Origin of the sequence: Agromyces sp. LHK192 (genome assembly GCF_004006235.1) — a bacterium.
Taxonomy (GTDB): Bacteria; Actinomycetota; Actinomycetes; order Actinomycetales; family Microbacteriaceae; genus Agromyces.
This window is the reverse complement of sequence record NZ_CP034753.1, coordinates 356,695-376,158: the sequence shown is the minus strand read 5'-3', so window position 1 is coordinate 376,158 and position 19,464 is coordinate 356,695. Positions and strand designations below refer to the sequence as shown.

The window sequence follows — 19,464 nt, the reverse complement described above, 5'->3', positions numbered from 1 at the left end:
CTCCGAATGGCACGACCTTACGAATCGGTCACCCGACCTCGGGTCGATCCGGACAAAAGCGATCACCGGGTAATGACGAGGACAACAGTCCCATCGGATGTCCGGAAATGTCCGGTTCGTGCCGCGACGCCTTGTGCGTTCCGATACTGGTCGCGCGCCGGACGCCGAGGTCACGGCGACAATCGGAGGGACGACGACGTCATGACCGCTCACCACCGCCTCACCACTCGCGCCGTCCGGGCGACCGCCATCGCCGCGGGCGGTGCGCTCACCGCTGCGTTGCTCGCGGCCGCACCTGCAGCCGGCGCGGCCGAATCCGCGCGCGCGTCGACTGCCTTCCGCTACGGGCTCGAACACTGCACTGGCACCGCACCGATCACGTGCACGTTTCCTGACCTGACGCCGGGCCACTACAACGTCGCGGTCGTCCTCGGCGCGGACGACGCTGCGGCGAGCACGAACGTCTACGCCGAAAGCCGCCGCCTGATGATCGACGAGACTCGGACCGCCGCGGGCGAGCACATTGCCCGGGCCTTCACCGTGAACGTGCGCGACCCCGAGGGCCAGCAGAACGCATTCAACGGTCGCGGCAACCCCGGCCTCACGCTCGCGTTCGCCGGGACGGCACCACGTGTGGCGCACCTGCTGGTGACCCCGACGATCGGGTTCGCGCAGCGGCTGGTGCTCTTCGGTGACTCCACCGTGACCGACCAGGACAACCCGCCCTACACCGGTTGGGGGCAGCGTCTCCCGGCATACTTCCGACCCGGCCTCAGTGTGATCAACCACTCCGGCTCCGGTGAGAGCACCATCTCGATGCTCGAGAACCCCGAGATGTTCGACGCGGCCGAACCACAGCTTCGACGCGGCGACGTCGCGCTCATCCAGCTCGCGCACAACGACAAGACGACGACCGCTGAGCAGTATCGCGCCAACCTCGCTGAGCTCGTCGACCGCATCCGCGCTCGAGGCGCGACGCCCGTGCTCGTGACCCCGATCGTGCGACTCCGGTTCAGCGGCGCCGTGCTCAACTCGACAGGCCTGATCGTGACCGACCTCGCCGATCTGCCCGCCGAGATGCGACGCGTCGCCGAGGAGCTCGACGTGCCGCTCATCGATCTCACGGCACGCAGCAAGGAGCTCGTCGAAGGCCTCGGTCCCGTGGGGGCGGAGCCGATCTACCTCTTCCGGGTGAACGGCGATCGGACCCACACCTCGGAGTACGGGGCATCCGTATACGCAGGCATCGTCGCGGAGGAGCTGCGCGGGCTCGGGCTGATCGCCGACTGGCGCTGGCGGTAAGCGTTCGGAGGCGACGCGACCGAGGACCAAGGTGCGGATGACGGTTGTCCTCGGGATGACGGGGACAGGACGGCGCAAGGCAGAACAGCGACGTGGGCGCGTTCCGGCCAGGATCCCGGGGCAGCGCGGCCCCGGCGGCCCCTCTTCAACCTGGCCGCGGCCGGCGCGGCGGGGGTCACGACGCCGGCCGGTCACGATTGGCTTCCGAGAACAGGTGCTGGAGCGTTCCGATTCAGTCCGGTCGGCTCGATCGCGGTCTCGTCGACCCGTCATACGGGAACGTCATCGTTCCGGTCGCGCGCAGCGCTGAGTCCCCAGTGCGTTCCATGGACCTGCCGGCGGCACCGGGGATGCCGTATTGGCGGTTGGGACTCCGCTGACTGTGCTTCCCGTGAACCACGGCGACGACAAGCCTTCCCATCCCGTGTCGAATTCGGTCTGGATGCGCCGGGGCGTTCGTGCCGTTCGGTTTCCGGTCCCGAACGCGTGCTTGTGCGGCCCGCAACCGATGCGTCAGCCGCGGCGGGACCACTGCTCGAACCCACGACTCCGCGGTCTCGGAACACCCTTACGGGCGAGGGCTGTTGACCCGCCACGTCACCGCGAGTGCGGCCAAGACCAGCAAGCCGGGCACCAACACGATCAGCGGCGCGAACATCCAGACGATGAGGCCGCACATGCCGCAGGCGACGGCGATCATCAGCGATCCGAGCGGATCCGCCACGCTCGCCACGGCCGATCCACGGATCAGGTCCGACCACCGTTCGCCTGGCGTCCAACCGGCCGCCGCTCGCAGGACCACGATCAGGCCCGCGAAGGCGAACACGATGGATGCCCAACGCACGACCTCACCACCGGGCACCTCCGACGTGGCAGGCGCCGTGAGGTTGAACACCACCGCGAATCCCGCGAGGCCGATACCCACGCACCACACCCATCCCTGGCGGAAGGCGGTGATCAGGTCGAGCAGGAATGCGGTGATTCGGTCGGGCTCGCCACGCAGGTGGCGGCGAAGATGGGCTGCGCCGGCGGCCAGGGCCGCCGGCGCCGTCACGATCGGCAGTACGAAGAGCGCCACCAGGAGGCCGACGACCACCACCTCTCCGAACAGTGCGACCGGCCGGCCAAGCAGCGCCGCGCCGACCTTGCCCCGCGTTGCCTCGCTTCGACGACGCCGGCGGTCGGTTGCCGCGGTCACCCCTTCAGCCCCTGCGTCGCGACCCCGTCGACCAGGTACCGCTGGAAGATGAGGAAGAACAGGAACACGGGGATGAGCGCAAGCACCGCCATCGCCATCTGTGCACCGTAGTCGGCTGCGCTCGACTGATCGACGAAGAGCCGGAGCGCGATCGGAAGCGTGTAGAGGTCGGGATCCTTGAGGTAGAGCAACGGTCCGAAGAAGTCGTTCCAGTTCCAGATGAACGCGAAGATCGCGCTCGTCACAAGGGCGGGCTTCAGCAGCGGCAGCATGATCGAAACGAACGTGCGGTAGTGCCCTGCCCCGTCGATGCGGGCAGCTTCGTCGAGCTCACGCGGCAAGCCGCGCATGAACTGCACCATCAGGAAGATGAAGAAGGACTCTGTCGCGAGGAACTTCCCGAGCAGCAGCGGCCAGAAGGTGTTCACCATGCCGAGCGTGTTGAACATGATGTACTGCGGGATGATCACGACGTGGAACGGCAGCAGCAGCGTCGCGATCATGAGGCCGAAGTAGACGTTGCGGCCGGGGAACGGAATCCGCGCGAATGCGTACGCCGAGACCGCCGAGGACAACACCACGCCGACGACGGATGCCAGGGCGAGGATGACGGAATTCTGGAAGAAGGTCCAAAACGAGACCCCACCGATTCCGGCGAGGGCTGTCTCGTAATTCTCCAGCGTCGTCTCTCGCGGGAGGAGCTGCACGTTGCCGACGATGTCCGCGGATGGCTTGAAGGTCGACAGCAGCATCCAGACGACGGGGTACAGGATCACGACGAGGATTGCGAGGACGACCACATGGAATACGACCTCACCCCACACCGAACCATTTCGGCGGCGGCGGCGCACCGGCGCCTCACGTCGAGTGACGATTGCTTCGGTCAGAGTCATCGTCCTTCATCTCCTGCGTAGTGGACCCATGCCTTCGAGCTCCGGAAGAACAGCACCGTGATGAACGCGATCACGAGTACGAGGACCCAGGCCATCGCTGACGCGTACCCCATCTGGAAATCACGGAAGCCCCGGAAATACAGGTAGAGCGTGTAGAACAGCGTGGATCTTGCCGGACCACCCGTTCCGCCCGAGATGACGAATGCCGAAGCGAAAACCTGAAATGCGTTGATCGTCTCGAGCAGCAGATTGAAGAAGATCACCGGCGAGAGCATGGGCAAGGTGATGTTCCGGAACTTTCGCACCGGCCCTGCGCCATCCACGGACGCCGCTTCGTAGAGCTCGATCGGGACCTGCTTCAGTCCCGCGAGGAAGATCACCATCGGTGCACCGAATTGCCACACTGCGAGGAGCACGAGCATCGGCATCGTGCGGTCGGGGTCTCCGACCCAGCCACCGGCTGGGAACCCGAAGAACTGCTGGATGTTGTCGACCGGGCCGTTGTCGATGAACATCGCCTTCCAGACAACCGCGATCGACACCGACGCGCCGACGAGTGACGGGAGGTAGAACGCGGATCGGTAGAAGCCGGTACCTCGGAAGGTCGCGTTCAAGAGCATGGCAACGGCGAGGGCGGCGATGAGCTTCAACGGGGTTCCGACGAGTACGTAGATCGCCGTCACCTCCCAGGCCTTCAGATAGTCGGGATCGCTCCAGAGGCGCACGAAGTTGTCGAAGCCGACCCACCGCGGCGGCGCGAACAGGTTGTAGTCCGTGAACGCGAGGTACAGCGATGCGAGCATTGGCCCCACTGTCAGCAACGCGAACCCGAGCAACCACGGCGCGAGGAAGATGTACCCCGCCCGGATGTCCGACCAATTACGACGCCGCTTTCGCGCGGGCCTAGGCGGCGCCGACGGAGGTTCGACGGGCGACGCAGGCCTCGTCGGGGTTTCGACGGTCATCGTCTACTCCAAACAGATCAGCGGGCGGCACGCTCTCAGCAGCGTGCCGCCCGCGTCGAATCAACGGCCCAGTGCGGCCTCGGCCTCGGTGAACCACTTGTCGACGGCCTCGTCGACGCTGATCGTCCCGTACGTGACGTCCTGACTGATGGCGACGAACGTCTGTTCGAGGGTGCCCAAGCCCTTCACCGCCGGCGGCGCCTGTCCGTCGAGACGATCCGCGATGGACTCCTCGTAGGTGAGGATCTGCTCGTCCAGCGGGCCCGCCTCAACGCCCGCTCGAGCGTCGCTCGACGCGGGAACGCCGCGGGACATGCCGAAGATCTTGCCGACCTCAGGGCTGTTCACGAGGAAGTCGATGAACGCCGCAGCTTCGGTGGGGTGTTCGCTGTTGCTGGCGATGGAGAGCATGAGGCCGGGCTTGAGGAACAGCCCCGTCTCGTCCTCGTCGTCGATCGGCGGGGTGATCATCGTGAGTTCAGGCGCAGCCGGGCCCTCACTGAACCGAGGCAGGAAGTTGTCCCAGCTGATGTCCGTCGCGATTTCCGCGGCGCCCAGTGCGTCGACGCCCTCGAGCTGCGCCTGTCGCTCCGGAGGGAGCACAGCCCCACCGGACTGCAGGCCTGCGCTGCGGCCCCACCACGCGGCGAGGTCATCCTTCTCGAAGCCCAGCGCACCGTCATCGATGAGCGACGCGCCCTGCTGGCCGAGCCAGGTCTGGAAGAGCCAGAAGTACTGCGTGTAGTCCAGCCCGCCGTAGACCGCCGGCGAACGCTGCGCACCCGCGGCTGCGACCTCTCCCAGGAAGGCGTCGTACTCGTCCCACGTCAGCGGGCCTTCGGGTACCGAGATGCCGAGCTCGGCGAGCAGCGGCTCATTGACGAACGTCGCCTGCGTGCTGCTGCTCGAGGCGATGCCGAAGGTCTGGTCGTCAACGGTGCCGGCTGCCACGAGCCCTTCGTCGATGGTGTCGACGGTGATCTGCTCGCCGAAGTACTCGTCGAGGGGCCGGACGTGGCCGTAGCTGCCGTACTCGTTCAGATAGGCGAGGTCCATCTGGAATACATCGGGCAGCGTGCGGCTCGCCGCCTCGGTGTTGCGCGCGGTCCAGTAGTCGCCGAACCCCGCGTACCCGGTCTGGATCGTGATGTCGGGGTTCTCTTCCTCGAACAGGTCGATCGCCTGCTCGTAGCGATCCGCGCGGCTTGCGTCGCCCCACCAGGCGAAGTTCAAGGTAACCGGGCCAGAGGCCTCGTCCTTCGTTTCCGCGGGACCGCTGGCGCAGCCCGCGAAGAGCATCGCCGCGCTCAATCCCGCCCCGACGGCCAGGACGGATGCGCGCCGGCTGCGGCGTCGTTCGGCGGACATGTTGATCGCTCGAATCATTGGGGAGCCTCCTTGCTCGATGGGCTGGGTGCGGTGATCGCCAGACGCGGACAATCTAGGCAGGTTGCTCGCTCGCTCGTGGCCATCCGGACAAAAACGATCACGGCAGCGCGCCGCACGAATCGCGCACCGTCAAGTGCGGCAGCAGGGTGAGATGTCGAGGAGCGCCTCGCGACGCTGGCGGCTCGGCGATGCGATCCGCCATGATCCTCATGACCTCGCCGCCGAGATCCCGGCGTGGAGCGGTGACTGCCGTGAGTGGGACCATGCCGAATGCGGCGGTGTCGTCGTCGTACGCGACGATCGCGAGATCGCCCGGCACGTGGATGCCGCGATCCGCGGCCAGCTCCACGAGCCTTGCGGCGTGGGCGTCGGTGTGCACCAGCACCGCCGTGGTCTTCGCCTCCAGGCAGGAGTCCAGCACGCTACCGAGCGCGCCGTCGAGTGCCTCGTGTTCGTCATCCTTCGGGAGGCCGACGACGAAGCCGATGTCGACACCGGCGCGGTCTGCGGCGGCGGCGAATCCCTCGCGAACCAGCGGCGCGGTCGGCGTGCGCTCGAAGACGGCGAGCCCGATCCGGTGGTGGCCGAGGTTCGCGAGGTGTTCCACGGCGAGCATCGCGCCGCGTGCATGGTCGGTGCGCACACTGTCGTGGAAGGCGAGCAGAAGTGAATCGAGCCGTCGTTCGAGAAAGACCACAGGCACCGGAATCTGGTCGACCCATGATGCAAGAGCTGCTTCGCCCTGCGGGTGAAGGGTCGGCGCGAACACAAGGCCACGGACCCCGATCTCCACGAGCCGCTCGACCTGCCGGCGCTCAAGCTCCGGACGGTACTGGGATGTTGCGAGAACGAGCCTCGCCCGTGCGCCGGTCGCCGCGGCGTCCATTCCCTTGATGATGACGAGAAAGTGTCCGACTGTTCCCGGCACCACCACGCCGATGTTCGCCCGCGCGGATTGGGGTTCGGGCGGCGCCCCCTTGGCGATGGCTCCGCCATGGACCCGCGTGAGCCGTCCGGCGGTCTCGAGGTCGACGATGTCACGGCGGACTGTCACCTGCGAGACGCCGAGTTCGTCCGCGATGCTCGCCGCGCTGACGGATCCGTGCAGCTCGAGTTGACGAAGCAAGTGTTCGTGTCGTGCGCGTGGCAGCGGGTTTTGGATGCTCATTCCGGTCCCTCCGTCGACCCGCTCGCCGTCGTTGGCGAAGTGATCGAAATTGTCCGATGTCCGAATGAGCAACAGATCGTAATGCACGATCAAGGGGTGAGCACGACGCACGACGACGCAACTCGACCCGACCTCAGCACCCGTGAGGGGTGGCAAGAGCTGGCAGATGCGCTGCTGGATGCGACGGTTCCGTTCGCATCGCCGGGAGGCGCGTTGATCTCGCTGCCCGGTCCGGCGAGCGCTTCGGGCCGGTGGAGCGATGGGCTCGAGGGCTTCGCGCGCACCTTCCTGCTCGCCGCCTTTCGAGTCAGCGGTGCCCGTGGTGGCGACCCGAACGGACTGCTCGAGCGATATGGCCGGGGTCTCGCGGCGGGCGTGAATCCGGACGATCCCGAACGTTGGCCAACCGTTCTGGAACGCCGTCAGGCAGTGGTAGAGGCCGCATCGATTGCGATCGGACTCGGCGAGACGCGCCCGTGGCTGTGGGATCGGCTGGACCCGGCCGTCCAGCAGCACGTGGTCGACTGGCTCGCCGGCGTCGTCGGCACGAGCGGATACACCAACAACTGGCTGTGGTTCCAGAACGTGATCGAGGCGTTCCTCGCCTCGGTGGGCGGCCCGTGGCTCCAAGACGACCTCGACCGCAACGATCAGCAGGCGGAGGAGCTCTATATCGGCGATGGCTGGTACTCCGACGGCGCTGGACCGTCGGGCGTCCGACAGAGCTTCGACTGGTACGCGGGCTGGGCGTGGCACGTCTACCCGCTGCTCCGGGCCCGGATCCGGGGCGTCGACCTCGAGGCCCGCCACCGTGAGCGGTTGACTGCCTACCTCGACCAGGCGAGGCATCTCATCGGTACAGGCGGCGCACCCCTGTTCCAGGGTCGCTCTCTGGCGTACCGGTTCGCGGTCGTTGCGCCCTTCTGGGCGGGCGCCATCGCGAATGCGACGCCGTTGGCGAGCGGCGAGACCCGCGACCTGGCGTCGCGCACCGTGAACCACTTCCTCGATGCAGGAAGCATCGACCAGCGCGGGCTGCTGCCGATCGGGTGGCACCGCACCTTCCACGGAATCCGACAGCTGTACACGGGTTCCGCGTCGCCGTACTGGGCCAGCAAGGGTCTGCTCGGCCTGCTGTTGCCGGCCGAACACAACGAGTGGCGTGCGGCGCCGGCAGCATCTCCGCCGACGACGTCCGTCGAGATCGCGCCCATTGCGGCGCCGGGATGGATCGCGGTCGGCACCCCCGGGGATGGCGTCGTCCGGGTCGTGAACCACGGGTCCGACGGGATGCGCCACCTGACCGGCGGACCCAACGCCGACAACCCCTTTTACCAACGCCTCGCGTACTCGAACCTCACCTCCCCGGACCTCTCGCCGGGTGCAATCGCCGCGCCGATCGACTCGCACGTCGCACTGCTCGATGGCCGGGGAGTTCCATCGCACCGCGATGCGATCCAACGGGTGTATGTCGATGGCCGGGTCGCCGTGTCGCGCTCGCGGGTGCACTGGCTCGACTTGCCGTCGGATGACCGTGCTGTCGGGTATGCGGGGTGGGCGGGCCAGCGCCGCGGACCGATCGTGACGGTCGCCTCGGTGGTTCATGGAGCCCACGAGCTTCGACTCGCGTGGTGGTCGCCACGCAACGACAACCCACGCCCGCCAGCTCTGGCCGACTGGGTTGCCCCGTGGTCCGATGATCCCGGACCCTGGCGCTTTCGCATCGGAGGATGGGCGATCGCCGACGAATCCGAGCCCGAAGCGACCGGTCAGGGAGCGCGACGAGAAGACGGGTTGAGCTCGACCGTGGTCGACGTTCGCGGACTCGACGTCGCGGGCGTCGTGCGCCGGGATGGCGCGAACCCGATCGCCCGATTCTCTGCGACCCCGTGGGTCGAGAGTGCGGGCCCTGTTCCCGCCGGGCGGGTCATCGCCGCACTCGTCATCCTGTCGGGCGAAGAGATCACGATGCTGGACGACTTGCCCTCGATCACCCCCGATCATGACTCGATCCGCATCTCTTGGAAGGACGGCACGATCGATCTCGTTCCGACCGGCGGGGAGGTCGTGTCGTGATGCGCCCGTTGGCTGTGATCTCCATCGGAGATGCGGATCTCGTGCACGACCTGTTCGACGAGGCCGCGTGGTCGCGACTTCGCGGGCTCGTTCGCCTGCACGACGACATCGCCACGCCCGGCGCTCCCGTACCGGCCGACGTAGCCGAGCAGGCCGAGATTTTGATCACCGGCTGGGGAGCGGGACGCCTCGACGCTGACGTGTTGGAACGATGGCCGCGCCTGCGAGCGGTTTTCCATGCAGCCGGCTCGGTGAAGCGACTGGTCTCCCCAGAACTCTGGGATGCGGGCATTCGAGTCGCGAGTTGCGCCGATGCCAATGCGCTGCCCGTCGCGGAGTACACCCTCGCGATGATCCTCCTGAGCGCGAAGGGCACGCTGGAATCGGCCAACCGCTACATCAACTCCGCAGATCTCGGCGCGTCGCGCCCCATTCGACGTCACGGCGCGTACGGCATCACGGTCGGCATCGTCGGAGCGTCCCGCATCGGGCGGCGCGTCATCGACCTTCTCCGCCCCTTCGACATCCGGTGTCTGGTGTTCGACCCGTCGCTCACCACAGCCGAGGCCGCGGCGCTTGGAGTCGAGCTCGTGCCGCTCGCCGCCCTGATGAGTCACTCGGATGTCGTCAGCGTCCACGCGCCATCCCTCCCTGAGACGCATCGGATGATCGGCGCCGCCGAGCTCGCGAGGATGCCAGACGATGGCATCCTCATCAACACGTCGCGAGGCGCGCTCGTGGACACCGATGCACTGGTCGCCGAGGTCGCGAGCGGCCGCTTGCAAGCGATCCTCGACGTCACCGACCCGGAACCGCTGCCCACCGGTCATCCATTGTTCTCGCTCCCCGGCGTGCTCCTCACCCCGCACGTCGCGGGGTCGCTCGGGAACGAACTGCGCCGCATCGGCGACCAGCTCGTGAGCCAGGTCGAGCGGTACGTCAAGTCCGGCACGTTCGAGGGCGAAATCCGAGCGAGCGATCTCGCGATGATCGCCTGAACTCGACTCCCATCCCGTGCGATGGGGCTCGCCCGCTCTCCACCGCGACCCAGCGGTCTCTGCGACGCGAGCGACCGGCTCCAGGCGCTCGATGTGGCTCGGCACCGAATGGCGGCGGCATCGGTCGCTGCGACCGGTGTCGCGCGCGCCGTGTCCGATGGAAGTTCTCATGATTGCGACGACCGCATGCCACGCGCAGGCGCGCGCGACATGCGGTCGAGCCGTCAGCAGGCGCCGACCGGCTGCCAGGGACCGTACTGGTCGCCGGGGGCCTGGCCACGCGTCCACCACTTGGCCTTGAACCGCTGGCCGCCGTGGACGACAACCTCGCCGCCGGTGTAGACCCACGAGTTCGTCCAGGCCCGCCCGTCGCCGGCTGCGCACGCGATCGTGGCACCGACTTCGGCCCAAGGTCCCGTGGCGGTCAGTCCGGGCTGCTGGTTCTGCGTCCACCACTGCGCGCGGTACAGCTTGCCACCGAACGTCACCTCATCTCCGGTGAGGTAGACCGTCGACGCTGACCAGGCGGGCGCCTGGGGCTCGGCCGGCGCTGCGGTCACGGCGACGCGGACGGTGCCCTGCGATGCGGCGCCCGTCGAGTTCGTGACCCGATATGCGACGGTGGCCTCCCCGGAGTCAGCGTCAGCGTCAGCCGTGAACGCCACCCGACCTCCGACGATCGCGAAGCGCCCGCGCTCGACGTCGACCGTCGCGCTCGGTTGTCCTGTGCCGTCCAGCAGCGTGAGGCTGACCGGATCGATCACCGGCGAGGCGCTGTCATTGGCGAGCACGTCGATCTCGACCTGATTGCCGCCTACGACCTCGCCTGCATCATCGACGAGCACCGATGGCACGACGACGGCGATCGTGTACGCCACCGATGATCCGTCCTCCGCTGTGACGACGACCTCGATCGGAGACCCGTCGATGTCGACCTCGACACCATCACCCTCAGGGTCCACCTCGACGCCGTTGACCTGCGTGGCGTCAGCGAAGGGGCTGAGGGCGCTGGGCTTCACCTTCACCGTTTCGGTTCCCGGCGCAAGCTCGAGCCGGTAGGCCGTGCCGGAGGTCTGGGTGAGTGTGCCCGCGCTCGCTTCGAGGGATGCCAGCGACGCTTCCGACGGACTGTACCCGACACCGTGTGCGATTCGGAGGTCGTCGACGTCCAGCGTGCCGCGGTTCGGCCCGTCTGCGTAGTTGGCCACGACCGACACGCCTGCTCCGATCGGCGCACGGAGGGCGGCTTCCTGGAGAACCGCTTCACCGTCGAGGAACAGGCTGTAGGTCTGCGCGTACGTGTCGATGACCACCCGGACAGACATCCACTCATTGTTGGTGTAGGTACCGACCTGCGAGAGGAAGGTACCCCCGTTGTAGGCGCTGACCCGGTTCGCCGACAGGCCGACGCTGACCACGTTCTGGCCGGCCGCGTTGCGGATGTACGGGCCGCCGAAGAACTGGTTCGATGGCTGACCGCCCGGGCGCCGGACCTTCTGATCGACGGTGACGACCCCGGTCAACGGCTGCGCGGCCGTGTACAGGAGGCTCGTCGCGGGCGCGGTACTACCGGTGCCGCTCGTGCGGTTCAGCCGGGCGAACTGGTTGCCGGTCTCAGCACCGACGGTGACGGTGCCGTTCACCTGCGCGGCCACGAGCGGCGCGAGACCGGTCGAACCGGCGACCAACTCCTCGAAGTCGAAGATCGCTTCGTACGTGACGTCCTTGTCGGAAAGGATGATGTTGCCGGCAGCCGTGCTCAGCCCAGCGTTGACGACGATGCCGGAGCGGACGGCGCTCAGATACTCATCCGCGGAGGCGGTGAGGCGATAGCCCGTGCCGACCGGCACTTCCAACACGAATGCGCCGTCCTGATCGGTCGTTCCGGATCCGACTTCGACGCCCGCAGTGGTCGTGACCACTACCCGTGCGCCGGGAATCGGAGATGCGGTGGCGTCGATGACCTTGCCGGTGACGGTGCCGGTGGTGGCGGTGGACACCAGCGTCGGGTCGATGCGCGTCGGGGTTCCGGCTGCGACGACGATGTCGGAAACGGTCTTCGTTGCGAAACCTTCCCGCTGGACCGTGACTGAGGTCGTTCCAAACGGGACACCGGACAATGCGAACCATCCGTCCGGGCCGGTCAGGGCAGTGCCCTCCACGCCGGGGGCCGAGACCACGGCCTGGTCGATGGGGAGTCCGTTGGCGGTGCTCGTCACGATGCCGACGACGGATTCCGTCTGCTGGCCCGCGGGCGTCGAGTACTCGAACGCGCCGAAGTCCGGAGTGCCCTGGTACAAGGTGACGCCGGCGAAGTCGCGACCGCCGTTGCCGGGGATGGATGTGCCTGCGTTGAGTGCACGGGACGAGGCGAGCGGAAGCAGGCCATTGGCCTGGCTGAGGTCGGCGGCACGAACGACGCCGGACACGGGCGGTACGAGGTCCACGTTGGTGAAGCCGGGGTCGACGATGACGGCGTCGGTTTCTTGCGGACGTGGTGCGACACCGGAGTAGAGGTTCCGGGTGAACGTGAGGTTGCTGTTCCCAGTTGAGGCGGCATTGCCGGTGGTGCTGAAGATGATGTTGTTCCGCACCAGGTACTTGCCTGACTGGCTGCCTCCTGAGATCACGTTGTTGTACGCGCCGCGATCGATCACGGTGTTGTTGTAGATCTCACCGTGCGCAGCAGATTCACTTGCGATGTGGATCTGCGACTTGGTGCTCGCTGCGACGACGTTGTACCGGTAGACCGCGTCACCGAACCGCTTCTGATAGATCAGGAAGCCTTCGCCATTGCCGTACACGTAGTTGTACTGCACGAGCTGGTTCGTCGACGCGATGTCGGTGTCGATGGCGGTCTGATCCTGGCCGCCGGCCTTGACGCTCGTGTAGTTGACCTCGTTGTACTGGATGGTGACGTCGTCAGCGTTGTAGGTCTCGATTCCGCACGTTCCGACTTCTTCGACGAGATTGCGTTCGACGACGACATCCCGGGCACCCGTCACGTAGATGCCGTTCGCACCGTACGCGGTGCCGGCCTGGGAGATGTAGTTGTCACGGATGACGATGTCGGTGTGCGGTGAGAAGTTCGCATCGTTCTCCGATGCACGATCACCCCACCCTGTTGGCACCGCACCAGGCGCATCACCGGTGTACTGCTTGATGGTCACGGCCCCGAACGAGGTGTTGCGGATCGTGCTGTTCTCAATGACGACGCCGTTGAACGTCGTGGCCGTCGGACCGGGATTCGCGAAATCGGCGATCGAACCGAGCACCACGATGCCGCCGGTGTTCTTCGATCGATCCCACCCGTTGCCGAAACTGATGCCGTTCGGTGGCGTGTACCCGCCACGCTCGCCGATCCACTTCACGGCCCCGGTGACATCGTGGACATCGACGGAATCGATCACGAAGTGGTGGTGGGCTTTGCCGTCATCTCCTCCGATGTACACCCCGCGATAGTCGCCCGCACGCCCGGCGGCGTTGTAGATCTCCGGGTCCGTCACGAACGTCGCGTTGCTGACGTCGAGATCACGGATCTCCCAGTAGTCGAGATTCCAAAGACGCACCGCGTCGGCATGTGCCCCATTCGTCTCGATCTTCGGCTTCGCGCCGTCTCCGTAGGCGCCGACGAGGATCGGCGAGCCTTCTTCACCGGACGAGCTCGGGCTCAGCTGCTCGCCTGTCCAAGTCGCGCCCCGGCGCAGGAGGATTTCGTCGCCCGGCTCAAGATCGGCTTCGTTCACCTGGTCGAGCGAGCGCCAGGCCGAGGAGGTCGAGGTTCCGTCGGCGCTGTCGTCACCGTCGACCGAGTCGACGTAGTAGGTCGTTCCCGTCGCTGCGACAGCTGGCAGAGCACCGAAGCCCATCGCTGTGATCGTCGCTACGAGCGCACCGGCCATGGCCGCATGGCGCTTGCGTCGTCTCGAGTTCGTCATCGCACATCCCACTTCCTTGTAGAGCGTTGCTGGATCGATTGAACGAGTGCTCAACCGACCGCATCTTTGGTGAACGTTCACTATTTGGACCATCCGCATCCGCGGTGGTTGGCGACCATGATCGGCGGCGATCAACGCGGCGCGACGGTCGGGCACCGAGGGCTACGCGGGGGTCACATCGATGACCCTCCACTCGAACTGCTCCAGGGTGACCTGGGAGACGGGCTGATCGGCGGTGACGTCGACACCTTCGATGGGGATCGTGGTGGCTGCGGCACCGTGGTTGATGAGAAAGACGATCTCGCCCCTGGCGATCACTTCTACGGTATCGGGCACTTGCGCCGCGCCCGGGATGGTCGCCTCGACTCCCGCGGTCGCGACCGCCCAGGCGGTGAGCGCCGTCATGCCTGCGTCATCGGGGATAGTCGCCAGATAGTGCGCCTGGCCGGTCCCGAGGGACTTGGTGATGAAGGCAGGAAGACCCTGGTTCCGACCGCTTGTGAAGGTGCCGAGAATGTCCGCGTCTGTGACGTGGATCACTTCCGCGAGGTATTCGCCGCGCAGCTCGCCCCATGGTGCCGCAACCGCCGCCGAATCTTCGCCCGGGCCGCCGGAGGTGCGGAGTGTCCCTGCCGTGTCGCCGGCGGAGGTCCCTGCTGAGGCCTGCGGGGGCGGCACGAGCGCGCCGTATTCCTCGAGCCAGATTCCGAGGGTCGGCCCGAGGGTTGCCAGGTATCCGTGCTCTCGGAATCCATCCGTTTCGTCCACCACGTCGGTGAACGCCGAGAGCAGGAGGTGTCCACCCTGCTCGGCGTACTCCACCAGGTTTGTTGCCGCGGCATCGGTGAGCAGGTACAGGTGAGGGGCGATGACCAGCTGGTATGCGCTCAGGTCGTGTTCGGGGTGGACGATGTCGATCTGGATGTGTTGCCGGTGCAAGGCGTCGTACCATCGCTGCACGAGCGCGAGGTAGTCGAGTTCAACGGGGTGGTCGCGATTGCTGATCGCCCACCAGTTCTGCCAGTCGAACACGAGGGCGACGTTGGCGCGCTTCGATGGCTCGAGTTTCGGCAGCTCGCCGAGCGTCCGCCCGAGCTCCACGACCTCGCGCCATACCCGGGTCCGCGTGCCCGAATGGGGAAGCATGCCGGTCAGGAACTTCTCGCTTCCTCGGCGGGACTGCCGCCACTGGAAGAACATGACGCCGTCGGCGCCGCGACCGACAGCCTGGGCCGACAAGGCTGCGAGCTGCCCTGGCGCTTTCGGTGCGTTGGTGGGCCGCCAGTTGATCGCGCTGCTGGCTTGCTCCATCAGGATCCAGGGCACATCGGGTTTGAGCGAGCGCATCAGGTCGCGCGTGAAGGCTGCGCCGCGGAACGACTCGGGGTCGTTCGGGTCCGGGTAATTGTCATCGGAGATGAAGTCGAGCTCTGGCGCCCAGCTCCAGTAGTCCGCGGCGGGGAATGCTCCCATGAAGTTCGTCGTGATCGGCTGTGTGGCGCCGGCCGCGCGGATGATGTCCCGCTCGGTTTTGTACAGGTCCAGCAGTGCGTCGGAGGTGAAGCGTTTGAAGTCGAGCACGCCGGATGAGTTGGGGCTGTAGGGCATTGATCGTGGCGGGACGATCTGGTCGAACGTCGTGTATCTCTGTGACCAGAAGTCAGTTCCCCACGCCGTGTTGAGTTCGTCGATGTGTCCGTACTTGGCCTGCAGCCAGACTCGGAATGCTCGTGCGGCGTGGTCCGAGTAGTCGGCATGAACGTGGCATCCGAGCTCGTTGTTGACGTGCCACATCACGATCGCGGGGTGATCGACGTACCGATCGACCAATGCGGTGACCAGCTCGCGAGCCAGTCGCCGGTACTCCGGTGACGTGGGCGCGTACGCTTGGCGGCTGCCCGGCCAGAGGATTGCTCCGTCTGCTGTTCTCGGCAGCATGTCCGGATACGCGCTCGTCGCCCACGGCGGTGGTGATGCCGTAGCCGTCGCCATGTCGACGCCGATGCCCGCTGCATGCAGGAGCCCCAGGATGCGGTCGAGCCACTCCCACTCGAACACGCCCTCGGCCGGTTGGATTCGTGCCCATGCGAAGACGCCGAGCGTCACCGTGGTGACACCGGCTTCCTTCATCAGTCGGATGTCTTCGGGCCAGACGTGCTCCGGCCACTGTTCCGGGTTGTAGTCCCCGCCGTAATGCAATCTTCTTCCTCCGTGCAGGTGAGCGCCGAGGTCGTACCGCGACCAGGGCCAACCCGCGGACGGGGGCCGGGGCGGACAGCGTCCGACCCGGCCCCTCTTTCGTTCAGTTCGCGGCGTCTACCTCTGCCTGAAGTTCGGCGATCGTGGCCTTCGCGGCGTCTTCAGGCGACGTCTGTCCCGCAAGGACTTCCTGCGTGTAGCGCTGGAAGATGCCCTCCATTGCGCTGGCGCCATTCGGGGTGGTGAACGCCGGACCGGGCGTGACGCGGTCCAGGAACTCGACGGCCTGCTGGTCGGTCGGCTCGAGGCTGTCGGCGACGAACGCGCGGATGCTGTCGTTCGCGGGGATGCCGCGCTCGGTCTTGATGATCTCGCCGGCGGCCTCGCTGTTCACGAGGAAGTCGACCAACAGCGCGGCCTCAGCGGGGTGCTCGCTCTGCGAGGAGACGGCCCAGAACATCGACGGCTTGTAGAAGTTGGGGTCCTCACCCTTCGGCTCCGGCAGCTTCAGCAGGCGCAGGTCTGCGCCGCTCGCAGCCGTGACCGCGGTGATCTGGGTGTTCCACAGGGTGCCGAGCGCGACCTTGCCGGTCGCCATGGAGCTGCCGGCGAGGCCCGCGGTCTGGCTCTCGACGATCGCGTCCGCCGACTCCATGCCGCCGTCGGCGATCATGTCGAGCTGGGTCTGCCACATCTCAGTGAGCGCCTCGGGGTCGAGGGTCACCTTGGTGCCGTCGAAGACCTCGCTGCCGAACTGGCGACCCCAGTAGCGCACGCTGCCGATGTCCCAGCCGCCGATCAGGGATGAGCCGTGGATCGCGCCGCCGCTCTTCTCGGTGATCTCCTTGGCGAGGGCGGCGTAGTCGTCCCAGGTCCAGGTCTCGTCGTCGGGAAGTTCGATGCCGTACTGCTCGAACAGGTCGGCGTTCGCGACCATCGCGTACGTGGTCATGCCGATCGGGACCGCATACTGCGCGTCGTCGACGTAGCCGGTCTTGACGATCTCGGCGGGGAAGTCGGTCGTGTCGACGAGGTCCCCTCCGAGGTCGTACAGGGCGCCGCGAGTGCCGTAGGACGCGAGATAGAGCTCGTCCATCTGCACGACATCGGCGGAGTCGCCTGCGGCCGTGGCCGTGGCCAGCTGGTCCCAGTACCCGGTCCAGTCCGCGTACTGCGGCTCGACGGTGATATTCGGGTGCTCCTCCTCGAACGCGTCAATCGCCTGCTGGGTGAGCTCGGCGCGGGCGTCGCCACCCCACCAGCTCAGGGTGATGGTGACGGGCTCGTCGCTGAGCTCGGGCGCGTCACTGCCGGCCTCCGTGCCGCCTCCCGAGCAAGCGGACAGGATCAGTGCTGCGGACACGGCGGCGGCGACAATGCCGGCGCGACGGAAGGTGGTGCCTCTCATTGGGTTCTCCTCGGATCAGGATGGGTGGGTTGGGGTAGGACGGTAAGGGCTGGTCGTGCCCGGTTCATGCGGGCGCTTCTCATTTGCCTCCGGTCGTCGCGATGCCTTGGAGAAGGAACCGCTGACCGAAGAGGAAGACGAGGAAGACAGGCAAGAGGGAGACGACGCTCATCGCGAACACCGCGCCCCAGTCGGTCGCCGCCTGCTGATCGACGAACGAACGCAACGCGAGCGGCGTCGTGTACTTCTCCGGCTTCGTGAGGTAGATGAGCTGCGAGAAGAAGTCGTTCCAGGTCCAGATGAACGTGAAGATCGTCGTGGTCCCGAGGGCCGGAACCATCAACGGCAGGATGATCTGCGAGAAGATCCGCGGGTGCCCGGCGCCGTCGATGCGGGCTGCCTCGTCGAGTTCGCGCGGGATGCCGCGGATGAACTGGACCATCAGGAAGATGAAGAACGCATCGGTCGCGAGGACCTTCGGAATGATGAGCGGGAGGTAGGTATTCACCCACCCGATCTCCGAGAACATGATGTACTGCGGCACGATGATGACGTGGATCGGCAGCATGATCGTGACGAGCATGATTGCGAACCACCACCGCTTGCCTCGGAACTCGAGTCGTGCGAACGCGTAGGCAGCGAGCGTGCAAGCGACGAGATTCCCGAGGATGCATCCCAGGACCAAGACCGCCGAATTGATCAGATAGTGGCCGAACGGTTCGGTGAACGCATTCCATCCGTTGACGTAGTTCTCGATCTCGAACGTCTTGAGGATGATGCTCGGATCATCGAAGATCGCGTCGTTGGGTCGCAGGGAACTTGCAACCATCCACAGCACCGGGTACAGCATGATCAGCGCGGTGAGAATCAGAACGACGTGTTTGATGACCGCGCGAACCGGTCGGCCGATGAGCCGGCGCCCGGCCCGAGTCGTGGTCGCCCCGGTGGGGGCGGCGAGGAAGGCGGAGGTGGCCGTGTCGCCACGGCGCTTCAACAGATCAGTCATCGTAGAACACCCAGTACTTCGAAGCCCAGAAATTGATTGCGGTGAATCCGCCGATGATGAGCACCAGCAGCCAGGCCAGCGCCGATGCGTAGCCCATGTCGAAGGCGCCGAATCCGCGCTGGTACAGGTAGAGCGAGAACACGAGCGTTGAATCGGCAGGACCACCCGTTCCACCGGAGACGACGAACGCCTGCGTGAACGATTGGAACGCGTGGATGATCTGCAGGACGAGGTTGAAGAAGATGATCGGGCTCAGCAGGGGCATCGTGATGCTCCAGAACTGCCTCCACCTGGATGCGCCGTCGACGCTCGCGGCTTCGTAGTAGGAGCCGGGGATCTGACGCAGGCCGGCGAGGAAGATCACCATCGGCGATCCGAACGTCCACACGTTCAGCAGGATCAGCGTTGCCAGGGCTGTGTCCGGGTTCGAGATCCAGCCCTGTCCCTGAATGCCGAAGAACGCGAGGAACTGATTGAACAGCCCTTCGGTACCGAAGACGGTGCGCCACAGGACTGCGATCGCGACGCTCCCGCCGATCAGCGACGGCAGGTAGAAGACCGACCGATAGAACGAGAGGCCGCGTACACCGCGGTCGAGCAGGACCGCGAGGGCGAGGGCCAAGGCGAGCTGCAGCGGCACCGAAACCAGCACGTACGTGAACGTCACGCCGAGCGACTTGTGCAGGCGCTCATCCGTGAGCATGCGGGTGAAGTTCTCCAGCCCGATGAACGACGGCGGCTGGAGGAGGTTGTACTTCGTGAAGCTGAGGTACAGCGAAGCCAGCATCGGGCCCGCGGTAACAGCGAAGAGGCCGATGAACCAGGGCAGCAGAAACCAGAATGCCGCACGGTTGTCACGCTTGGTCGTGCGTACCGTGCCTTTCAGGTGACGCAGCTCATTGAGGGCGCTCATCGGATGCCTCG

At 66.3% G+C, this 19,464-nt stretch carries 13 protein-coding genes; 3 read left to right on the top strand and 10 right to left on the bottom strand.

The genetic code is table 11. The features are described 5' to 3' along the window. Positions 1-201 precede the first annotated feature (201 nt). Positions 202-1,302 carry a rhamnogalacturonan acetylesterase gene (locus ELQ40_RS01715; protein ID WP_127792122.1) on the top strand — a complete coding sequence of 367 codons (1,101 nt, stop codon included), beginning with the start codon at positions 202-204 and terminating at the stop codon, positions 1,300-1,302. A gap of 568 nt (positions 1,303-1,870) precedes the next feature. Here ELQ40_RS01715 and ELQ40_RS01710 read toward each other — a convergent pair. The 5 genes from ELQ40_RS01710 to ELQ40_RS01690 form a co-directional block, all read right to left on the bottom strand. Further along, positions 1,871-2,500 carry a hypothetical protein gene (locus ELQ40_RS01710; RefSeq protein WP_127792121.1) on the bottom strand — a complete coding sequence of 210 codons (630 nt, stop codon included), beginning with the start codon at positions 2,498-2,500 and terminating at the stop codon, positions 1,871-1,873. Then, positions 2,497-3,393 (bottom strand): carbohydrate ABC transporter permease, encoded by an 897-nt coding sequence (locus tag ELQ40_RS01705; RefSeq protein WP_127792120.1) that lies wholly within the window; start codon positions 3,391-3,393, stop codon positions 2,497-2,499. The genes ELQ40_RS01710 and ELQ40_RS01705 overlap by 4 nt, the downstream gene beginning before the upstream one ends. Then, a complete protein-coding gene (locus ELQ40_RS01700) occupies positions 3,390-4,358 on the bottom strand; it encodes a carbohydrate ABC transporter permease (protein ID WP_127792119.1) in 969 nt (322 codons plus the stop codon). The genes ELQ40_RS01705 and ELQ40_RS01700 overlap by 4 nt, the downstream gene beginning before the upstream one ends. A 60-nt stretch (positions 4,359-4,418) precedes the next feature. After that, positions 4,419-5,744, bottom strand: coding sequence for an ABC transporter substrate-binding protein (locus ELQ40_RS01695; protein ID WP_127792118.1), 1,326 nt, complete (start codon positions 5,742-5,744; stop codon positions 4,419-4,421). 100 nt (positions 5,745-5,844) lie between these two features. Beyond that, positions 5,845-7,002 carry a LacI family DNA-binding transcriptional regulator gene (locus ELQ40_RS01690; protein WP_240665897.1) on the bottom strand — a complete coding sequence of 386 codons (1,158 nt, stop codon included), beginning with the start codon at positions 7,000-7,002 and terminating at the stop codon, positions 5,845-5,847. Between the two features lie 9 nt (positions 7,003-7,011). Between ELQ40_RS01690 and ELQ40_RS01685 the strand changes: the two genes are divergently transcribed. Both ELQ40_RS01685 and ELQ40_RS01680 read left to right on the top strand, forming a co-directional pair. Then, on the top strand, positions 7,012-8,991 hold the full coding sequence (locus tag ELQ40_RS01685; RefSeq protein ID WP_240665896.1) for a DUF2264 domain-containing protein: 1,980 nt from the start codon (positions 7,012-7,014) through the stop codon (positions 8,989-8,991). Positions 8,992-9,032: 41 nt separating this feature from the next. Then, positions 9,033-9,989: a hydroxyacid dehydrogenase gene (locus ELQ40_RS01680; protein ID WP_240665895.1), complete on the top strand. Its 957-nt coding sequence runs from the start codon at positions 9,033-9,035 to the stop codon at positions 9,987-9,989. A 224-nt stretch (positions 9,990-10,213) separates the two neighbouring features. Here ELQ40_RS01680 and ELQ40_RS01675 read toward each other — a convergent pair whose 3' ends face one another. From ELQ40_RS01675 to ELQ40_RS01655, 5 genes are all read right to left on the bottom strand, one after another. Next, positions 10,214-13,927, bottom strand: coding sequence for a carboxypeptidase regulatory-like domain-containing protein (locus tag ELQ40_RS01675; protein WP_164863442.1), 3,714 nt, complete (start codon positions 13,925-13,927; stop codon positions 10,214-10,216). 162 nt (positions 13,928-14,089) lie between these two features. After that, a complete protein-coding gene (locus tag ELQ40_RS01670) occupies positions 14,090-16,126 on the bottom strand; it encodes a beta-galactosidase (RefSeq protein ID WP_127792114.1) in 2,037 nt (678 codons plus the stop codon). 103 nt (positions 16,127-16,229) lie between these two features. Beyond that, the gene (locus ELQ40_RS01665) at positions 16,230-17,534 is read right to left on the bottom strand and encodes an ABC transporter substrate-binding protein (protein ID WP_127792113.1); all 1,305 of its coding nucleotides are present in this window, start codon (positions 17,532-17,534) and stop codon (positions 16,230-16,232) included. A 79-nt stretch (positions 17,535-17,613) separates the two neighbouring features. Beyond that, on the bottom strand, positions 17,614-18,540 hold the full coding sequence (locus tag ELQ40_RS01660; RefSeq protein ID WP_127792112.1) for a carbohydrate ABC transporter permease: 927 nt from the start codon (positions 18,538-18,540) through the stop codon (positions 17,614-17,616). Beyond that, positions 18,533-19,453, bottom strand: a complete 921-nt coding sequence (locus ELQ40_RS01655; RefSeq protein WP_127792111.1) for a carbohydrate ABC transporter permease — start codon at positions 19,451-19,453, stop codon at positions 18,533-18,535. The genes ELQ40_RS01660 and ELQ40_RS01655 overlap by 8 nt, the downstream gene beginning before the upstream one ends. Positions 19,454-19,464: the final 11 nt, after the last annotated feature.